This is a genomic window from Clostridium sp. YIM B02506 (assembly GCF_022324845.1).
GTDB lineage: Bacteria > Bacillota > Clostridia > Clostridiales > Clostridiaceae > Clostridium_T > Clostridium_T intestinale.
Map to the genome: position 1 here is coordinate 17,294 of NZ_JAKGTG010000045.1, position 16,257 is coordinate 33,550.

Annotated in this window: 14 protein-coding genes; 13 read left to right on the plus strand and 1 reads right to left on the minus strand. The window is 30.7% G+C overall.

Annotated features, from left to right (window positions below):
- The first annotated feature begins 259 nt into the window (after nt 1-259).
- From rpsD to L1S49_RS21755, 7 genes are all read left to right on the plus strand, one after another.
- Nucleotides 260-853 (plus strand): 30S ribosomal protein S4, encoded by a 594-nt coding sequence (gene rpsD / locus L1S49_RS21725; RefSeq protein ID WP_073020084.1) that lies wholly within the window; start codon nt 260-262, stop codon nt 851-853.
- A gap of 193 nt (nt 854-1,046) precedes the next feature.
- The gene (locus tag L1S49_RS21730) at nt 1,047-1,757 is read left to right on the plus strand and encodes a hypothetical protein (RefSeq protein ID WP_238907392.1); all 711 of its coding nucleotides are present in this window, start codon (nt 1,047-1,049) and stop codon (nt 1,755-1,757) included.
- Between the two features lie 397 nt (nt 1,758-2,154).
- The gene (locus L1S49_RS21735) at nt 2,155-3,234 is read left to right on the plus strand and encodes a BMP family ABC transporter substrate-binding protein (RefSeq protein WP_238907393.1); all 1,080 of its coding nucleotides are present in this window, start codon (nt 2,155-2,157) and stop codon (nt 3,232-3,234) included.
- Between the two features lie 84 nt (nt 3,235-3,318).
- Nucleotides 3,319-4,860, plus strand: coding sequence for an ABC transporter ATP-binding protein (locus L1S49_RS21740; protein WP_238907394.1), 1,542 nt, complete (start codon nt 3,319-3,321; stop codon nt 4,858-4,860).
- Entirely contained in the window at nt 4,853-5,950 is a 1,098-nt protein-coding gene (locus L1S49_RS21745) for an ABC transporter permease (RefSeq protein WP_238907395.1), read from the plus strand. The genes L1S49_RS21740 and L1S49_RS21745 overlap by 8 nt, the downstream gene beginning before the upstream one ends.
- Entirely contained in the window at nt 5,943-6,875 is a 933-nt protein-coding gene (locus tag L1S49_RS21750; protein WP_238907396.1) for an ABC transporter permease, read from the plus strand. Before L1S49_RS21745 ends, L1S49_RS21750 begins: the two co-directional genes overlap by 8 nt.
- A 273-nt stretch (nt 6,876-7,148) precedes the next feature.
- Nucleotides 7,149-8,990, plus strand: coding sequence for an APC family permease (locus L1S49_RS21755; protein WP_073020090.1), 1,842 nt, complete (start codon nt 7,149-7,151; stop codon nt 8,988-8,990).
- 39 nt (nt 8,991-9,029) lie between these two features.
- Here the strand turns inward: L1S49_RS21755 and L1S49_RS21760 are convergent, their stop codons facing one another.
- Entirely contained in the window at nt 9,030-10,778 is a 1,749-nt protein-coding gene (locus tag L1S49_RS21760) for a GGDEF domain-containing protein (RefSeq protein WP_238907397.1), read from the minus strand.
- A 180-nt stretch (nt 10,779-10,958) separates the two neighbouring features.
- On the opposite strand from L1S49_RS21760, the gene L1S49_RS21765 reads away from it, so the two are divergent.
- The 6 genes from L1S49_RS21765 to asrC all read left to right on the plus strand — a co-directional run bounded on the left by L1S49_RS21765 (nt 10,959) and on the right by asrC (nt 16,105).
- Entirely contained in the window at nt 10,959-11,726 is a 768-nt protein-coding gene (locus L1S49_RS21765) for a formate/nitrite transporter family protein (protein WP_073020092.1), read from the plus strand.
- Nucleotides 11,727-11,785: 59 nt separating this feature from the next.
- The gene (locus L1S49_RS21770; RefSeq protein ID WP_139259343.1) at nt 11,786-12,475 is read left to right on the plus strand and encodes a Crp/Fnr family transcriptional regulator; all 690 of its coding nucleotides are present in this window, start codon (nt 11,786-11,788) and stop codon (nt 12,473-12,475) included.
- Nucleotides 12,476-12,538: 63 nt separating this feature from the next.
- Nucleotides 12,539-13,303, plus strand: a complete 765-nt coding sequence (locus L1S49_RS21775) for a formate/nitrite transporter family protein (RefSeq protein ID WP_238907398.1) — start codon at nt 12,539-12,541, stop codon at nt 13,301-13,303.
- A gap of 21 nt (nt 13,304-13,324) precedes the next feature.
- Entirely contained in the window at nt 13,325-14,332 is a 1,008-nt protein-coding gene (gene asrA / locus L1S49_RS21780; protein ID WP_238907399.1) for an anaerobic sulfite reductase subunit AsrA, read from the plus strand.
- Nucleotides 14,333-15,127 (plus strand): anaerobic sulfite reductase subunit AsrB, encoded by a 795-nt coding sequence (gene asrB, locus L1S49_RS21785; RefSeq protein ID WP_238907400.1) that lies wholly within the window; start codon nt 14,333-14,335, stop codon nt 15,125-15,127.
- 15 nt (nt 15,128-15,142) lie between these two features.
- On the plus strand, nt 15,143-16,105 hold the full coding sequence (gene asrC / locus L1S49_RS21790) for a sulfite reductase subunit C (RefSeq protein WP_238907403.1): 963 nt from the start codon (nt 15,143-15,145) through the stop codon (nt 16,103-16,105).
- The last annotated feature ends 152 nt before the right edge of the window (nt 16,106-16,257 follow it).

The following is a 16,257-nucleotide window of genomic DNA, read 5'->3' on the forward strand; positions in this document are numbered from 1 at the left end:
GATAATTATGTTTAATAAAAAGTTAAACATTTAAAAAGAAAAACATTTAAATAGAAAAATAGTTAAATTGATAGAATTTAGAATGGTTATATATCAGTATTTTATTAATAAAAGTAGTGTGGATAAGCAAGCTAAAGAAATATGAAGATAATGAAAGCTAATTTAACAAACAGAAGTAAAAAGATATTGATATTCATTATCAATATGTAAGTTAGTATGATAAAATAGCTACATATCAAATATATTCTTGGAGGTAACTATGGCAAAAATGATGGGACCTCGTTTTAAAACTTGTAGGAGACTAGGCTTAAACGTAATCGGTCATCCTAAAGCAATGAAGCGAGCAACAAAAGGTACAGGAAGAGCTGACAAAAAGCTCTCAGACTATGGAGTTCAATTACTTGAGAAACAAAGATTAAGAGCCTATTATGGAGTAATGGAAAAACAATTTGCTAGATATGTTGATGAAGCATTCTCTAGTAAAGGAGTTCCAGGTGAAACACTTTTATTTATTCTTGAATCAAGATTAGATAATATGGTTTATAGAATGGGGTTTGCCAACTCCATAAGACAAGCAAGACAAATGGTTAATCATGGTCATTTTCTTGTGAATGGCAACAAAGTTGATATACCATCTTACAGATTAAGCCCTGGAGATGAAGTTATATTAAGAGAAAAATCTAGAAAAACAGAAATGTTCACAGATATATTTAGTAGTAATATATTAAATTCATATCCATACATTTCTAAGGAAGAAGAAAACTTCAAAGGAGTTTTTCTAAGACTTCCAAGCAGAACTGAACTTCCAATAGTTATCAACGAACAACTTATAGTTGAATTCTATTCTAAGTAATATATTTTTATTGGCAACTAAGAATATATTATTTAGATAACAGTATATCTTGCTAGTTAAAAAACCTCCAAACCTATATTTAGTATACTACACTCAAAGACTTGGTTATGCAGAAACCGAGTCTCTTCTTTTTTTATAAGGTAAATGATAAAATAATTATGTGAATAAATTATAGATGGATTTTGGAGGAAGTATGTTTAGAATAAATCTACCCGGAAATAAAAAGGTAAAAATGGTAATATTACTTGTTTTAATACTGATAGCTGTAGGAGTATTAGTTAGTCAACGTATTGAAAATAAAAAGTTAATAAAAGAACAACAAGAAATCAAAGAACAGATTGAAAAAGAAGAAAAGGAAAAGCAAGAAAAAATTCAAAAAGAAGAAGAGGAAAAGATTGCAAAAGAAAAGGAACAAGAACAGAAGTTAGAAGAAAAAGTTCAAAAAGCTAAGGATGAATTTTTTTCTAAAAATTATAAGAATGCTATAGAGATAGCCACTGAAGTTATAAATGAAAATCCAAGTATGTATTCGGCCTACAATATAAGGGGAATAACAAAAGCATACAATGGAAGCTTTGATGATGGTATGAAAGATATAGATAAAGCTTTAGAGATAGAACCTGACTTTGGATATGCTAGATTTAATAAGGCTCTAAATTATGAGTTGTATGAGCGTTTTGAAGAAGCATTAGTGTGGTATGATAAAGCACTTGAAGTTGAACAAGGGGCTTGGACTTACTATGGTATAGCTAGTATTTATGGAAGAAGAGGGGATGTAGAAAATACTGTTTTATACCTAAGTAAAGCTATAGAAGTGGATAAGTCTGTTATAGAATATGCTAAGACAGAACACGATTTTAATCCAGTAAGAAATTCTGAAAAATTTAATGAAATAATAAAGTAAAATAGTTGTGAAATATTTAATAAATTTGGAATAAATAATTATTAAATTTTAGGGTATAAATATTAATGGATAAATGAAATTTATATAAAAAAATCTAAAAATTTTTTTAAAAAAATATAGTTTTTTAAAGAATTATTAAAATAATAAAAAGACGTATGTAAATAGCCTATTATATTAATAATAATTGCTTTATGTTAAGATTTAATTAATTTTCATATGAAAATATATGTGAAAACCTAGGTATTTTATTGAAAAATACGAACATTAGGATTAAAGTGTACAATTTTTTTAAATAAAAATTAAAATTAATGGTAATTTACAATAAATTATCATTGACTACAACCAATTACTGTAATATATTTAAGGCGTAAGCGATAACACATTGGAGGTATGGAATATGAATAAAAAACTAATTTCTTCCATTTCAGCGTTAGTTGTAGCGACTACATTATTTGCAGGCTGCGCTAAAACAGATAATGGAGCTGCTAAAGGTGGAGACACTAAAACTATTAAAGTAGGTTTAACAACAGATGAAGGTGGTTTAAACGATAAATCCTTCAACCAATCAGCTGATACAGGTATAAAGAAAGCTGTTGATGAATTTAAGGTTGGATATAAACCAATAGAAGCTAAATCAAAAGATGACTATGAATCAAATCTTGATGCTCTAGTAGCAGATGGATCAGACATAGTGTTTGCAATTGGATATCAAATGGAGCAAGCAATGACAGCTGTTGCAGATAAGTATCCAGATACAAAATTTGCTATAATTGATACAGTTGTTGATAAGAAAAACGTTGTTTCTTATAACTTTAAGGAACAAGAAGGATCTTTCTTAATGGGAGTAATCGCAGGAAAGATGACTAAAACAAATAAAATTGGATTTATAGGCGGAAAAGACCAAGTTCTTATAAATAGATTTGAAGTTGGTTTTGCAGCTGGAGTTGAATCTGTTAATCCAGCAGCTGCTGCTGAATTAAAGAACAGAGGAACTGTAGTTTATGCTGAAAGTTTTGGAGATACTACGTTAGGTAAAGAAGCTGCTAAAAACCTTATGAACAAAGGTTGCGATGTTATATATCATGCAGCAGGTGGTGTTGGAGTAGGAATGTTCCAAGCAATCCAAGAAGCTAAAAATGCAGGTAAACAAGTTTGGGGAATCGGAGTTGACATGGATCAAGCTAAGACTCTTCCAGAGTATGCAAACATAATACTTTCTTCAATGATTAAGAGAGTTGATACAGCAACTTATGAAGGTACTAAGAGTGTTGTTGATGGTAATTTCAAAGGTGGCACTAGTGTTAGCTTAGGAATTAAAGAAGGAGCTATTGATATAGCTGAAACTTCAAGCACAAACACTCCTAAAGATGTTTTAGATTTAGTTGAAAAATATAAAACAGCTATAAAAGATGGAAAAATAACTGTTCCTTCTACATTAGAGGAATTAAAGAGTTTCAAACCAGTAGAAGTTAAATAATTGGTTTATTTTGTAAGAGCTAGATAAGCGGTTGTCTAGCTCTTATGAGCCTCAAAAAGTTTTTATGAATGGGAGAGATTTAAATTGGCAAAAGTGGTAGAGATGAAAAACATTACTAAGATATTCCCAGGTACCGTTGCAAATGATAGTGTTAATTTTGATTTAAATAAGAGCGAAACTCATGTGTTATTGGGAGAGAATGGTGCAGGAAAAACCACTTTAATGAACATTTTATATGGCCTTTATCAACAAGAAAAAGGTGATATTTATGTCAATGGGAATGCTGTAAAAATAAACAACCCTAATGATGCAATAAGCTTAGGTATAGGTATGGTACATCAGCATTTCATGCTTGTTAATAATTTTACAGTTGCAGAAAATATAGTTTTAGGAACTGAACCTAAAAAAGGCTTAAAAATAGATATGAATAAAGCCATAGAAGACGTTAAGGAAGTTTCTAAAAAATATGGATTTAAGATAAATCCTAATGATGTTATAGAAGATATAACTGTTGGTCAACAGCAAAAAGTTGAAATAATAAAAGCTCTTTATAGAGGAGCTGAAATACTAATATTAGATGAGCCTACAGCAGTGCTAACTCCACAGGAAATAGAGGAGTTAGGTGTTATTATAGATAATTTAAAGAAGCAAGGGAAATCGGTAATACTTATAACTCATAAACTTAAAGAAGTTATGAGCATGAGTGATAGGGTAACTATAATAAGAAGAGGAAAAGTTACTGGTACTGTTAATACAAAAGAAACTAATATAGATGAACTTGCAGAATTAATGGTTGGAAGAAAAGTAAATTTGGTAGTTGAAAAGAAAAAAGCAGAAACAGGAAAAGAGATTTTTAACGTAAAAGATTTAAAAGTTAACGATCATAGAGGAGTACCTGCAGTTAAAAGTTTAAATTTAAGCGTGCGTGCAGGAGAAGTTGTTGGTGTAGCTGGAGTTGATGGAAATGGACAGTCTGAATTTATAGAAGCTGTTACAGGGTTAAGAAAAGCAACATCAGGCAGTGTTTTAGTTAATGGAAAAGAAGTATTTAATAAAAATGCTAAAGTAATTATGGAAGCAGGCGTAGGTCATGTTCCAGAAGATAGACATAAAAGAGGACTAATACTAAAATATTCATTATTCGAAAATTCAATATTAGGACTTCATACAAAAGCACCTTTTTCTAAAGGTATTGTTATGGATTATCCAGAAGTTAAAAAACATTCTAGAAAATTAATTGAGGAATTTGATGTTAGAACACCTAATGAAGAAGTTACAGCTGCATCATTATCTGGTGGGAATCAACAAAAATTAATAGTTGCTAGAGAAATATCTAAAGAACCAGATTTATTAATTGTATGTCAACCTACAAGAGGTCTAGATGTTGGTGCAATAGAATACATACACAAGAGAATAATTCAAGAAAGAGATAACGGAAAAGCTATTCTTTTAGTTTCTTTAGAATTAGATGAAATATTATCACTTTCAGATAGAATAGCTGTAATGTACGATGGCCATATAGTAGATGTGTTAGATAGAGAAGATGCCACAGAGCAGAAGCTAGGAGTACTTATGGCAGGTGGTAGTTTAAAGGATAATAAGAAAGAGGTGGAAACTCTTGAGTAATAAATCAGATAATCAAAATAAAATATTTCAATTTATAAGACCTATACTTTTCCCTCTTTTTGCTATAGTAGTATCTATGTTTGTTGCTACTCTGTTTGTAATGTGGGCAAAGGGATATTCTATATTAAACTATTTCCAAGCATTTACTGATTTATTCGGAACTGTATGGAAAGGTAGTTTCGGAAGTCAGATGAATACATTAAACACAATATTTTATCTTACTCCTTTAGTTTTTACAGGGGTAGCAAATGCAGTTGCATTTAAAACAGGACTATTTAATATAGGGGTAGAAGGACAATTCTTAGTAGGTATGCTAGCAGCAGCTTTAGTAGGAGTAATTCCAGGATTGCCTGCAATCATACATGTACCTTTAGTAATATTAGCTGGTATTTTAGGTGGAGCCGTATGGGGGTCTGTGCCTGGATTCTTAAAAGCTAAAATTGGAACTAATGAAGTAATTAATTCAATTATGATGAACTATATAGGCCTTTATCTTGTTAACTTTGTTATACTTAGAACTCCTTTTGGTGTTCCAGGAAAAAACTCATCACCACTAATTCAAGATAGTGCAAAAATAGCTAGATTTGTTGACAAATATCAAGCTAATTTCGGTATAATAATTGGTATTGTAGTGGCTATATTTATAACTTGGTTTTTATGGAAAACAACTACTGGATATGAATTAAGAGCTGTTGGTTTAAATCCATCAGGCGCTGAATATGGCGGAATAAGTATATCTAAGAACATGGTGTTAGCTATGGTTATTTCAGGAGCTATAGCTGGACTTGGAGGAGCTACTCATTTGGCTGGTGGAAAGTATTATATGGATGACTTTAGTGTGCTTCCTGGATATGGATTCACAGGAATGGCAGTAGCACTACTTGCAAAGAGTAATCCTATAGGATGTATATTTGCAGCAGTTTTATTTGGAGCTCTTGATGCTAGTTCAAAAACACTTCAATTAAATGGTATTCCAAAAGAAATTGTTTATTTAATACAAGCAATAGTAATAATATTTGTTGCTACAGATTATATAGTTAAATATTATTCAGAAAAGAAAAAGAAGAAGGAGGCAATGACAAATGGCTAGTGTTAATGTTGTTTTAGAACTTTTAGCCTCCACTTTAGCGTTAGGAACTCCACTTATATTTGCTGGACTCGGAGGAGTTTTTTCAGAAAAATCTGGAGTTGTTAACATAGGACTTGAAGGTATGATGATAATAGGAGCTTTTTTTGGTGTATATGGTTCACATATTACTGGAAGCGCGCTTATAGGTGTTGTAATTGCTGTTATAGCAGGTGGTATTGTTGCTTTAATTCATGCGTTTTTAAGTATAACTTTAAAAGCAGATCAGGTTATTTCAGGTACAGCTATAAATTTATTTTCTCAGGCATTAGCAGCATTTTTAATATTTAAGTTGTTTGGCAAAGGCGGTCAAACAGAGTCTGTTAATGGACTAATATACCAAGTCTCTTCCACAGTTAGAGACATACCTATAATAGGAAAGTTTATATCTGAGTTAAACTGGTTTGTTTATTTAGCTATAATTGCAGTTATAGCAACTCATTTTATAATGTATAAAACTCCATGGGGATTAAGAATAAGATCTGTTGGGGAACATCCACAAGCAGCTGATACTTTAGGTATAAATGTATTTAAAGTTAGATATATATGTGTAATGATATCTGGTATGTTAGCAGGTTTAGGAGGAGCAGCTTTATCCTTAGGAAGTACTCCTTTATATAGAGATGGAATGGTTGCAGGAAGAGGATTTATAGCATTAGCAGCTTTAATCTTTGGTAACTGGAAACCTGTTGGAACTCTATGGGCATGTTTACTATTCAGTTTTGCAAATGCATTACAACTAAAATCACAATTATTAGGATTAAATCTTCCTACTGAACTATACTCTGCTTTCCCATATGTATTAACAATGATAGCTTTAGCGGGATTTGTTGGTAAAACAAGACCACCAGAAGCAAGCGGTGTTCCATATGAAAAAGGAAAGAGATAATATTTTGTAATTTAATCTGTGAAATAAGGTGTTTATATACCTTGTTTCACAGATTTTTTTATTTATAAAAATATTTGATATATAGATGGTGATTTTAAGGGCTTTTTAGGTTAGTAGGGTGAGGCTAAGGTATTTATAGTTAAAATGCTCAATGATGTATTGATTTTCGTGGGTTTAGATTGATCAGATGATTTTGAAGGAATAAACAATAGGTGCTAAAATTTGATGATCTCATAAATTTAAATATTAACTACTAACGGGGGTTATATTAATATGTTCAAACTAAAAAGATATCTTATCGGTGAACCACTTAAATCATCGCAGCTCCATCATGAAAAGTTCACAGTTTTTAAAGGGTTACCGATATTATCATCTGACGCAATATCATCTGTATCTTATGCCTGTGAAGAAATATTGTGGGTAATGGTTCCTATATTAGGGCTTGCATCATTTCAATATTTAACTTATGTAGCTTTTGCAATAATAGCTTTGCTTAGCATATTAGTTTTTTCATATAGACAGACTATAGATAGTTATCCTAAAGGTGGAGGATCTTACATTGTTTCAAAAGAAAATCTAGGAGAGATTCCAAGCTTAATAGCAGGAGCGTCCTTAACAATAGATTATATATTGACAGTTGCAGTAAGTGCTACCGCTGGTGTTGCAGCGATTACATCTGCAATTCCAAGTCTACTTCCTATTAAAATTGAACTTACTATAATTATAATAATATTAATGACTGTAGGTAATTTAAGAGGAATAAGAGAATCAGCTAAGATATTTAGTCTACCAGCATACTTATTTATAGGAATGACATTTCTTATGATAGCTGTAGGGCTTTTCAAATACTTTATATTACATATAGAACCTAAAAATGTAGATGTTGTAGCATCCCAAATGGGAGATTTAACTTTAATATTATTTTTAAAAGCCTTTTCAGCAGGGTGTACAGCTTTAACAGGTATAGAGGCTGTTAGTGATGGAGTTCCAAACTTTAAAGAGCCTGCAACTAAAAATGCTAAGAAAGTATTATATCTATTATTTATAATAGTTGTACTTATATTTGGTGGAATGTCTTATTTATCAAGTATATATCATGCGGTTCCAAACTTTGATAGAACTGTAATATCTCAGATAGCAGCTCAAGTTTTTGGACAAAATACATTTTTATTTTTTGTTATGCAATTTGCAACAACTTTAATTCTTATTATGGCCGCTAATACTGCTTTTTCAGATTTTCCGCTATTACTTTCTTTTATTGCAAAAGATGGGTATGCACCTAGACAATTTGCTAAAAGAGGAGATAGATTAAGTTATTCTAATGGGATAATACTTCTTGCAGTATCTGCAGCAATATTAGTTATAATATTTAAAGGAGAGAACCATTTATTATTACCATTATATGCGGTAGGTGTATTTGTATCCTTTACCTTATCACAAAGTGGGATGGTTATGAGGTGGTTTAGAACAAAATCAAATGGATGGAGGCATAAAGCTTTCATTAATGGGTTTGGTGCTGCAATAACTTTTATAACTGCTGTCGTAATTTCAGTTAATAAATTCGTCCATGGAGCTTGGCTTATATTTATATTAGTACCGACATTTATACTTTTAATGAAGAGAATAAAGAGGCATTATAGAAAGGTTGCAAAGCAGTTAAGTTTAGATAATAATTATTTCCCTGAATTTAATGAAAAAGTTGCAAAAAGATTTATAGTTCCAGTAGGTGCTTTGAATGAAAGTGTTGTAAAGACTGTAAATTTTGCTAAATGTTTATCTAGCGATATAACAGGATTTCATATATCTGTAGATGATTTAGAGACAGAAAAATTAAAAACTAAATGGGAAAAATATTATAAAGATATTCCTTTGGTTATTAAAAAACATGAGTATAGAGAAGTTGTTGAACCATTAGTTGGTTTTATAGAATCTGATGAATTCTGTACAACAGATAAGGATATAGTAACAGTAGTAATTCCTCAATTTACTTCACAAAATTGGTGGGGAGAAATATTGCATAACCAAACTGCGGTATTTTTAAAGCAAACTCTTCTAAAGAGACCCAATATAGCAGTTATAACTGTTCCATTTATAATAAAAGCAGAGAAGAAATAAAATTAAAGCTATTAATGCTGTAAATAGTATTAATAGCTTTTACATTTGATTTATTATATAAGAACTTCCTTCTATTTTTTTTGCCTCCTTTTTCATAGATGACATAAACATAGCTAGTTCTTCTGTGTTATTGAAATTATTTATATTTCCAAAGAAGCCACCTATAGATATTGATGTAAGAGGAAAGATATCTTTATTACCAGCTCTATTGTAGCATTCTATATATTTATTTTTGGAGTCTTTTTCGTTAAAAAAATTCACTACCCCTAAATCAAATTCTGATATTATATTTTCACATAAAAGGTTACACTCTTCTAAGGAGCTTTCAAACATACAGATAAAATCATCACCGCCAATATGTCCAACAAAGGCTTTATCAGAAAATAATTTATGACTTTCTCTTTCAATCAATTTAGCTGTGTATTTTATTATTTTATCTCCATTTTCAAATCCATAACAATCATTATATACTTTGAAATTATCTAAATCTAGATAAAGAACACAACAAAATAAATTCGACTTCAGTGAATCAGATAATATTTTTTCAATTAAGGCATTACCAGGTAGCTCTGTTAGTGGACTTAAATGCCTAGCATAGTTATATTCTAGCTGAGTAGTAAAATCAAGCAAGGATTGAATTGTAACTACTCCATAATATTTATCATTTTTAGTGATAATTATGTAATCATAGATATTATCACTTTTACGAGTCATAGAGATTCTAGAAACATCATATACAGAGGTGAAATAATCTATGATTAAGGGATTTGTATCCATAATTAAGCGAACAGGTCTTTTTGAAAATACTGCAACTCCAAATTGAGTAGCTAATACTGAGTCTAGAGAATATTTCATAACTAATCCTTTGGGTATATTATCTTCAACTATTACAACACCTGATAATAAATTGTTATCACAATAATCTTTAATTGATTTACAGGAACAATTCATAGGAAAAGCTTTGTCTATTCTAGCTATTTCCCCTATACAATGTGAATAGATTTTTGTTATATCGATATTTTTATTGTTGTTACAATTAATAATAAAATCTTTCAAGGTTTTAGGAAGAATGGCTAGTTTATTAGAGGGTTTACCTAAATAATAACCTTGCCCAGCAAAAACACCTAAAGAGATTAAGGTTTCTAATTCCTCTTTAGTTTCAATTCCTTCAGCAATGACCTTTATATTGGTTGAGTTAGCGAACTTAACAAAACTTTCAACAAGTTTCTGCTTAAAAGAATCAGTATCAATATTCCGTATAAAGTACATATCAATCTTTATATAGTTTGGTTTTATTTCTGTTAAGGTCTTTAAGCCAGAGTTACCTGTTCCCAGGTCATCAAGAGCAATCTTATATCCGTGATCAATATAATCATTTAATGAAGTATTAAATTCATCATAGTTTGTTATATTTGTATTTTCGTTTATTTCAAAAACTATGTTGGATGGCTGTATTTTTTTAGATCTCAAAAAATCATTTAATATATATTGTTTGAATGCTGTAGCTTCAAAAACAAGAGGATCAACATTTATAAATAAGAGAGTAGATGAGTCTATATCTTTTAAGTTATCACTAGTATTCTTTTTACAAAGAAGTTCTAATTCAGCGGTTTTATTATATTCTTTAGCTACTTCAAAAAGGCTACTTGGAGCATGGAGAGGGGAGTTTACAGGACCTCTACTGAGAATTTCATATCCAACAACATCTCCATCTAAAAGAGAAACTATTGGTTGGTAAAGTGTAAAAATACTATTAGTATTTAATATTGAAGTTAATTCATTTAACATTAAACAGCCTCCAAGATATATATTAAGTAAAATATATCATAAAGGTGTAAAAAGTAATGATATTTAAATTAAATTGAGGTTAAATGTTTCACTAACATATGATACAATATATATGCTTAAATGAAAATGATTATCAAAAATTCCCATTATTAAGAATTAATACTTAGGAGGTAAAGTGATATGTACGGGGAAGAAGTCAACAAGGTAGCAGAGACGTCAATAAAAAAAGCTGAGTTTTTAAAAAAAGGGAAGTTTGGATATCTGCTATTAGCTATGCTTGCAGGCTTATATGTTGGATTAGGAATTATGCTTATATATACTATTGGAGGATATTTAAGTGCTGCAAACTCACCAGCAACTAAAATAGTTATGGGAGTAAGTTTTGGCGTAGCATTAAGTTTAGTAATTATGGCTGGGTCAGAATTATTTACAGGAAACAGCTTTGTTATGATGATAGGGTACTTAAAAAAGAGTACAAGCATCAAAGACGGATTAAAGATATTATTATTTAGTTATTTAGGAAATCTTATGGGATCTATAATTGGAGCTTTTGCTTTTTACTCAGCTGGACTAGCTAAAGGATCTATAGGAGAGTTTATTGTACATACATCAGAAGTTAAGATGTCTCTACCAGTGCATGAATTATTCGTTAGGGGAGTCTTATGTAATATATTAGTTTGCTTAGCTACTTGGTTTACATATAAATTAAAAGAAGAAACTGCAAAATTAATTATGATATTTTGGTGTTTGTTCACCTTTATAACAGCAGGATTTGAACATAGTATAGCAAATATGACCTTATTTTCAATAGCTTTATTTATTCCTCACGGAGACATAGTAAGTTTAGGTGGAGCTATATATAATCTAGGATTTGTGACTTTGGGAAATTTTATAGGTGGAGCTATAATCTTAGCAGTGCCTTATTACATTGTATCAAAAGAAAAGTAACAACCATAAGATTTAATATGATATAATAAATCTTATTAAATTTGATGGGAATGATTATAGTGAATAAGATAAGTGTGGAAGAACTTAGAGAATTAGAACTATTTAAAAATCTTAAGACAGAAACTCTTTTAAAGCTTAGCACTATAGGAATAAAAGTAGCTGCTAAAAAAGGGCAACATATTTTTAGAGATAAAGAGGAAGTAAATACAGTATACATAGTTTTAAAAGGAAAAATATCTTTATATAAATTATCAGAGAACTCAAATAAAAAGGTAATATTTATTTTAGGTAGAGATAAGATAATAAATGAAGTTATCCTAGATGATTTACCTTCTTCAATTAATTGTGAAGTTTTTGAAGAGGGAGAACTTTTAACAATTAATAGACTAGATTTTTTAGAGTTAATGAAAGAAGATTTTGAACTTACAATATCAGTGGTTAATTCACTATCTATAAAGGTAAGAAGACTATATAGACAACTTAAAAATACAACTCCATTAAAGATAGAAAAAAAGGTTGCAGCTAAGTTGTGGAAGTTAGCTAAAGACTATGGAGTAACTACTGAGGATGGAATTTTAATAGATCTAAATATAACAATAACATATTTAGCAGATTTATTTGGAAGTCAGAGAGAAACAATATCTAGAGCATTAGGGCAATTAGAAGATTTAAAACTTATAAAATTTATAAACAAAAAAATAGTTATAATAGATAAAGATAAACTTTCATATTTTTTTAAGGGATTGTGATAAAAATCACAGTCCTTTTTTGTGCTCTCTTTTAAAATTAAAGTTAAGAAGGGGAGATGAAAAATGTTTAGTGAAGAAATTAACAAAGTTGCCCAAGCGGCTAAAGCAAAAAGTAATTTATTGAAAAGTGGAAAAGTAAAGTATTTATTATCATCAATGCTAGCAGGTCTATATGTTGGACTAGGTATCATGCTGATTTTCTCAATTGGAGGAATATTAGCTTCAGCGGAATCACCATTTACTAAAATAGTTATGGGATTAAGTTTTGGAGTAGCACTTAGTTTAGTAATAATGGCAGGTTCAGAACTATTTACTGGAAACAATTTTATTATGATGATTGGAAGTTTAAAGAAGACTGTAACATTATTAGATACTGTTAAAATCTGGATTTTCAGTTTTATAGGAAATCTTTTAGGATCAATTATTGGTGCTTATGCCTTTTATGCAGCAGGACTAGCTAGAGGACCTGTAGGACAATTTATACTTAGTGCTTCAGCAACAAAGATGGCTTTGCCTATTCATGAACTAATTTTTAGAGGAATCCTATGTAATATCTTAGTTTGTTTAGCTATTTGGTGTTCTTTTAAGATGAAAGAAGAGACAGGAAAATTAATAATGATATTCTGGTGTTTATTTGCATTTATAACTACAGGATTTGAGCATAGTGTAGCAAATATGACGCTTTTATCAATAGGTCTATTTATTCCACATACAACAGCAGTTAGTTTAAGTGGATTTATATATAATCTTTCTTTTGTTACTTTAGGAAATATGATAGGTGGTGCACTGGTACTAGCTATACCTTATTATCTAATATCAAAAGAATAAAAGCCTTAGGAGGAGTAACTTATGGGATTTAAAATGAACATTGATGGATTTAATATGTTTTTAGAGAAAATTTCAGTAAAGTATGATGTGTTTGCACCAACAGTACTTAAAGGGAAAGGGACTTTTTCAGATACTGATATAGTAAGATATGCCCAAATAAAAGATATAAGAGATGTTGAGTTCGAAAAAAAATCAGCTTTTTCTTATAAAGAAACCTTATTACCTATAACTCAAACTATGTTCTACTTCACTGAAGATCAGTGGATAGAACCAAAAGAAGAGGAAAAAGGAGCAATAATTTTCTTAAGAAGCTGTGATATGCACTCAGTAAAAAGAATTGATGACATATATTTAAGAAATGGAGCAGTAGATCCTTACTATAAGAGATTAAGAGATAAAGCTAAATTCGTATTAATAGGATGTGAAAAAAGTTTTGACAACTGCTTTTGTGTAAGTATGAACACAAATAAGTCTGATGACCAAGATGCTTACATAAAATTTGATGGAGATATGGTTATATTTGATACAAATGATGGGGAGTTAGAACAGTACTTAGAAAATATAGAGATAGAAGAAGTAGAAGTAACTCCAGACTTTGTAGAAGAAAATGATACTAAAGTGAATATTCCAGATGATTTAGACCTTAAAGTAATGAATTCATCAGTATGGAAAGAGTATTCAGCTAGATGTATAGCTTGTGGAAGATGTAATTTTGTTTGCCCAACATGTACATGTAACACGACACAAGATATATTTTATAAGGATAATCCAAAGGCAGGGGAAAGAAGAAGAGTTTGGGCTTCTTGTCATGTAGATGGATTTACTAATATGGCTGGAGGCCATAGCTTTAGACTAGATAAAGGTCAAAGAATGAGATTTAAGGTTTTACACAAGGTCTATGACTATAAAAAGAGATGGGGATACCATATGTGCGTAGGCTGTGGAAGATGTGATGATATTTGCCCAGAATACATTTCTTTCTCAAACTGTGTAAACAAACTAGAAAAAGCTATGGAAGAGGTGCGCTAAATGGAAAACAATGTGTATATGCCTTTTAAAACAGAGATATTAGATATAAAACAACATACTGATATAGAATATACTTTTAGATTATCTTTTACTGGTGATGTTAAACCAGGACAATTTTTTGAATTATCACTTCCAAAATACGGAGAAGCGCCTATATCTGTATCAGGAATTGGGGACGGTTATGTAGAGTTAACCATAAGAAGGGTTGGAGTAGTTACAGACGAAATCTTCAAATACCATGTAGGTCAAAATCTATTTATGAGAGGACCTTATGGTAATGGATTTGAGGTAGAAAACTATGCGCAAAAAGAAATAGTAGTAGTAGCTGGAGGAACTGGACTATCCCCTGTTAAAGGAATAGTGGATTACTTCTCTAAAAATACTAGTGAAGCTAAGAACTTTACCTTAGTATCAGGTTTTAAGTCTCCTAAAGATATACTATTTAAAGATGATATAAAAGAATGGGAAAAGAATATAAACTTAATCATTACTGTAGATGGAGCAGAAGAAGGTTATGAAGGTAAGGTAGGATTAGTTACAAAATACGTACCTGAACTTGAAATAAAAGATATAGACTCTGTACAAGTTATAGTAGTAGGACCTCCTATGATGATGAAGTTTACCGTAGCAGAATTTTTAAAACTTGGAATTAAAGAAGAAAACATTTGGATTTCTCAAGAAAGAAAAATGTGCTGTGGAGTAGGTAAGTGTGGACACTGTAAAATTGACGACACTTACATATGCCTTGATGGACCAGTATTTAATTATTCAAAAGGTAAATCTTTAATAGATTAAGGAGGGGAAGTTATGATAGATATAAATACAAAAGCTTTAAAAAAGAATGCATTTAGAGTTACTAAAAAAAGAGGATTAACTGCCTCAAGAGTAAGAGTTCCAGGTGGACATTTAAAGGCTGAATACTTAGGCTTAATCCAAGAGATTGCAGATAAATATGGTAACGGAACTGTGCATTTAACTACAAGACAAGGTTTCGAAATACCAGATATAGATATGGAAGATATTCCAGAAGTAAATGAACTTCTTCAACCAATAATTGAAGGTTTAGAAATAAATCAAGAAGTACCAGGAAAGGGATATACAGCAGCTGGAACAAGAAACGTATCCGCATGTATAGGGAATAGAGTTTGCCCTTTTGCTAATTATGATACTTCAGGATTTGCCAAAAGAATAGAAAAGGATATATTCCCAAATGATCTTCACTTTAAAGTGGCTTTAACAGGATGTCCTAATGACTGTATGAAGGTTAGAATGCATGACTTCGGAATAATAGGAATGACAGAACCGCAATATGATTCCTATAGATGTATAGGCTGCCAAGCTTGTGTAACCAATTGTAAGAAGAGAGCTACTGGAGCTTTAAAATTCGAAAACTTCAAGGTTGTAAGAGACCATGAAAAATGTATTGGTTGCGGAGAATGTGTTGGTAAATGCCCAACAGGTGCATGGACAAGAAGCGAAAGGAAATATTATAGACTTGCTATCATGGGAAGAACAGGTAAAAAGAATCCAAGACTAGCTGAAGACTTTATAATATGGGCTGATGAAGAAAGTATAAGAAAAATAATTCTAAATACCTATGCTTATGTTACAGAATATATAGATAAAGATGCTCCAGGTGGAAAAGAGCATATAGGATATATTATCGATAGAACAGGCTTTGAAGAGTATAAGAAATGGGCTCTAAAAGATGTAGAGCTTAATGAAAAAGCTGTAATGAAAGAGAATATATACTGGAGTGGAATAAGATATTAATTTAAGGTCAGTCTCTAATGAGGCTGACTTTTTTAGTGAAAATGTGAATAGTGAGTGAGAAGAAAAAGTAGACTACCTATTGAATGGTTGAATGGTTGAATGGTTGAATGGTTGAATGGTTGAATGGTTGAATGGTTGAATGGTTGAATGGT

Bases quoted from the DNA above. Each gene is read 5' to 3' on its own strand.
- rpsD (WP_073020084.1), top strand. From the start codon at position 260: ATGGCAAAAATGATGGGACCTCGTTTTAAAACTTGTAGGAGACTAGGC.
- L1S49_RS21730 (WP_238907392.1), top strand. From the start codon at position 1,047: ATGTTTAGAATAAATCTACCCGGAAATAAAAAGGTAAAAATGGTAATA.
- L1S49_RS21735 (WP_238907393.1), top strand. From the start codon at position 2,155: ATGAATAAAAAACTAATTTCTTCCATTTCAGCGTTAGTTGTAGCGACT.
- L1S49_RS21750 (WP_238907396.1), top strand. From the start codon at position 5,943: ATGGCTAGTGTTAATGTTGTTTTAGAACTTTTAGCCTCCACTTTAGCG.
- L1S49_RS21755 (WP_073020090.1), top strand. From the start codon at position 7,149: ATGTTCAAACTAAAAAGATATCTTATCGGTGAACCACTTAAATCATCG.
- L1S49_RS21760 (WP_238907397.1), bottom strand. From the start codon at position 10,778: ATGTTAAATGAATTAACTTCAATATTAAATACTAATAGTATTTTTACA.
- L1S49_RS21765 (WP_073020092.1), top strand. From the start codon at position 10,959: ATGTACGGGGAAGAAGTCAACAAGGTAGCAGAGACGTCAATAAAAAAA.
- L1S49_RS21775 (WP_238907398.1), top strand. From the start codon at position 12,539: ATGTTTAGTGAAGAAATTAACAAAGTTGCCCAAGCGGCTAAAGCAAAA.
- asrA (WP_238907399.1), top strand. From the start codon at position 13,325: ATGGGATTTAAAATGAACATTGATGGATTTAATATGTTTTTAGAGAAA.
- asrB (WP_238907400.1), top strand. From the start codon at position 14,333: ATGGAAAACAATGTGTATATGCCTTTTAAAACAGAGATATTAGATATA.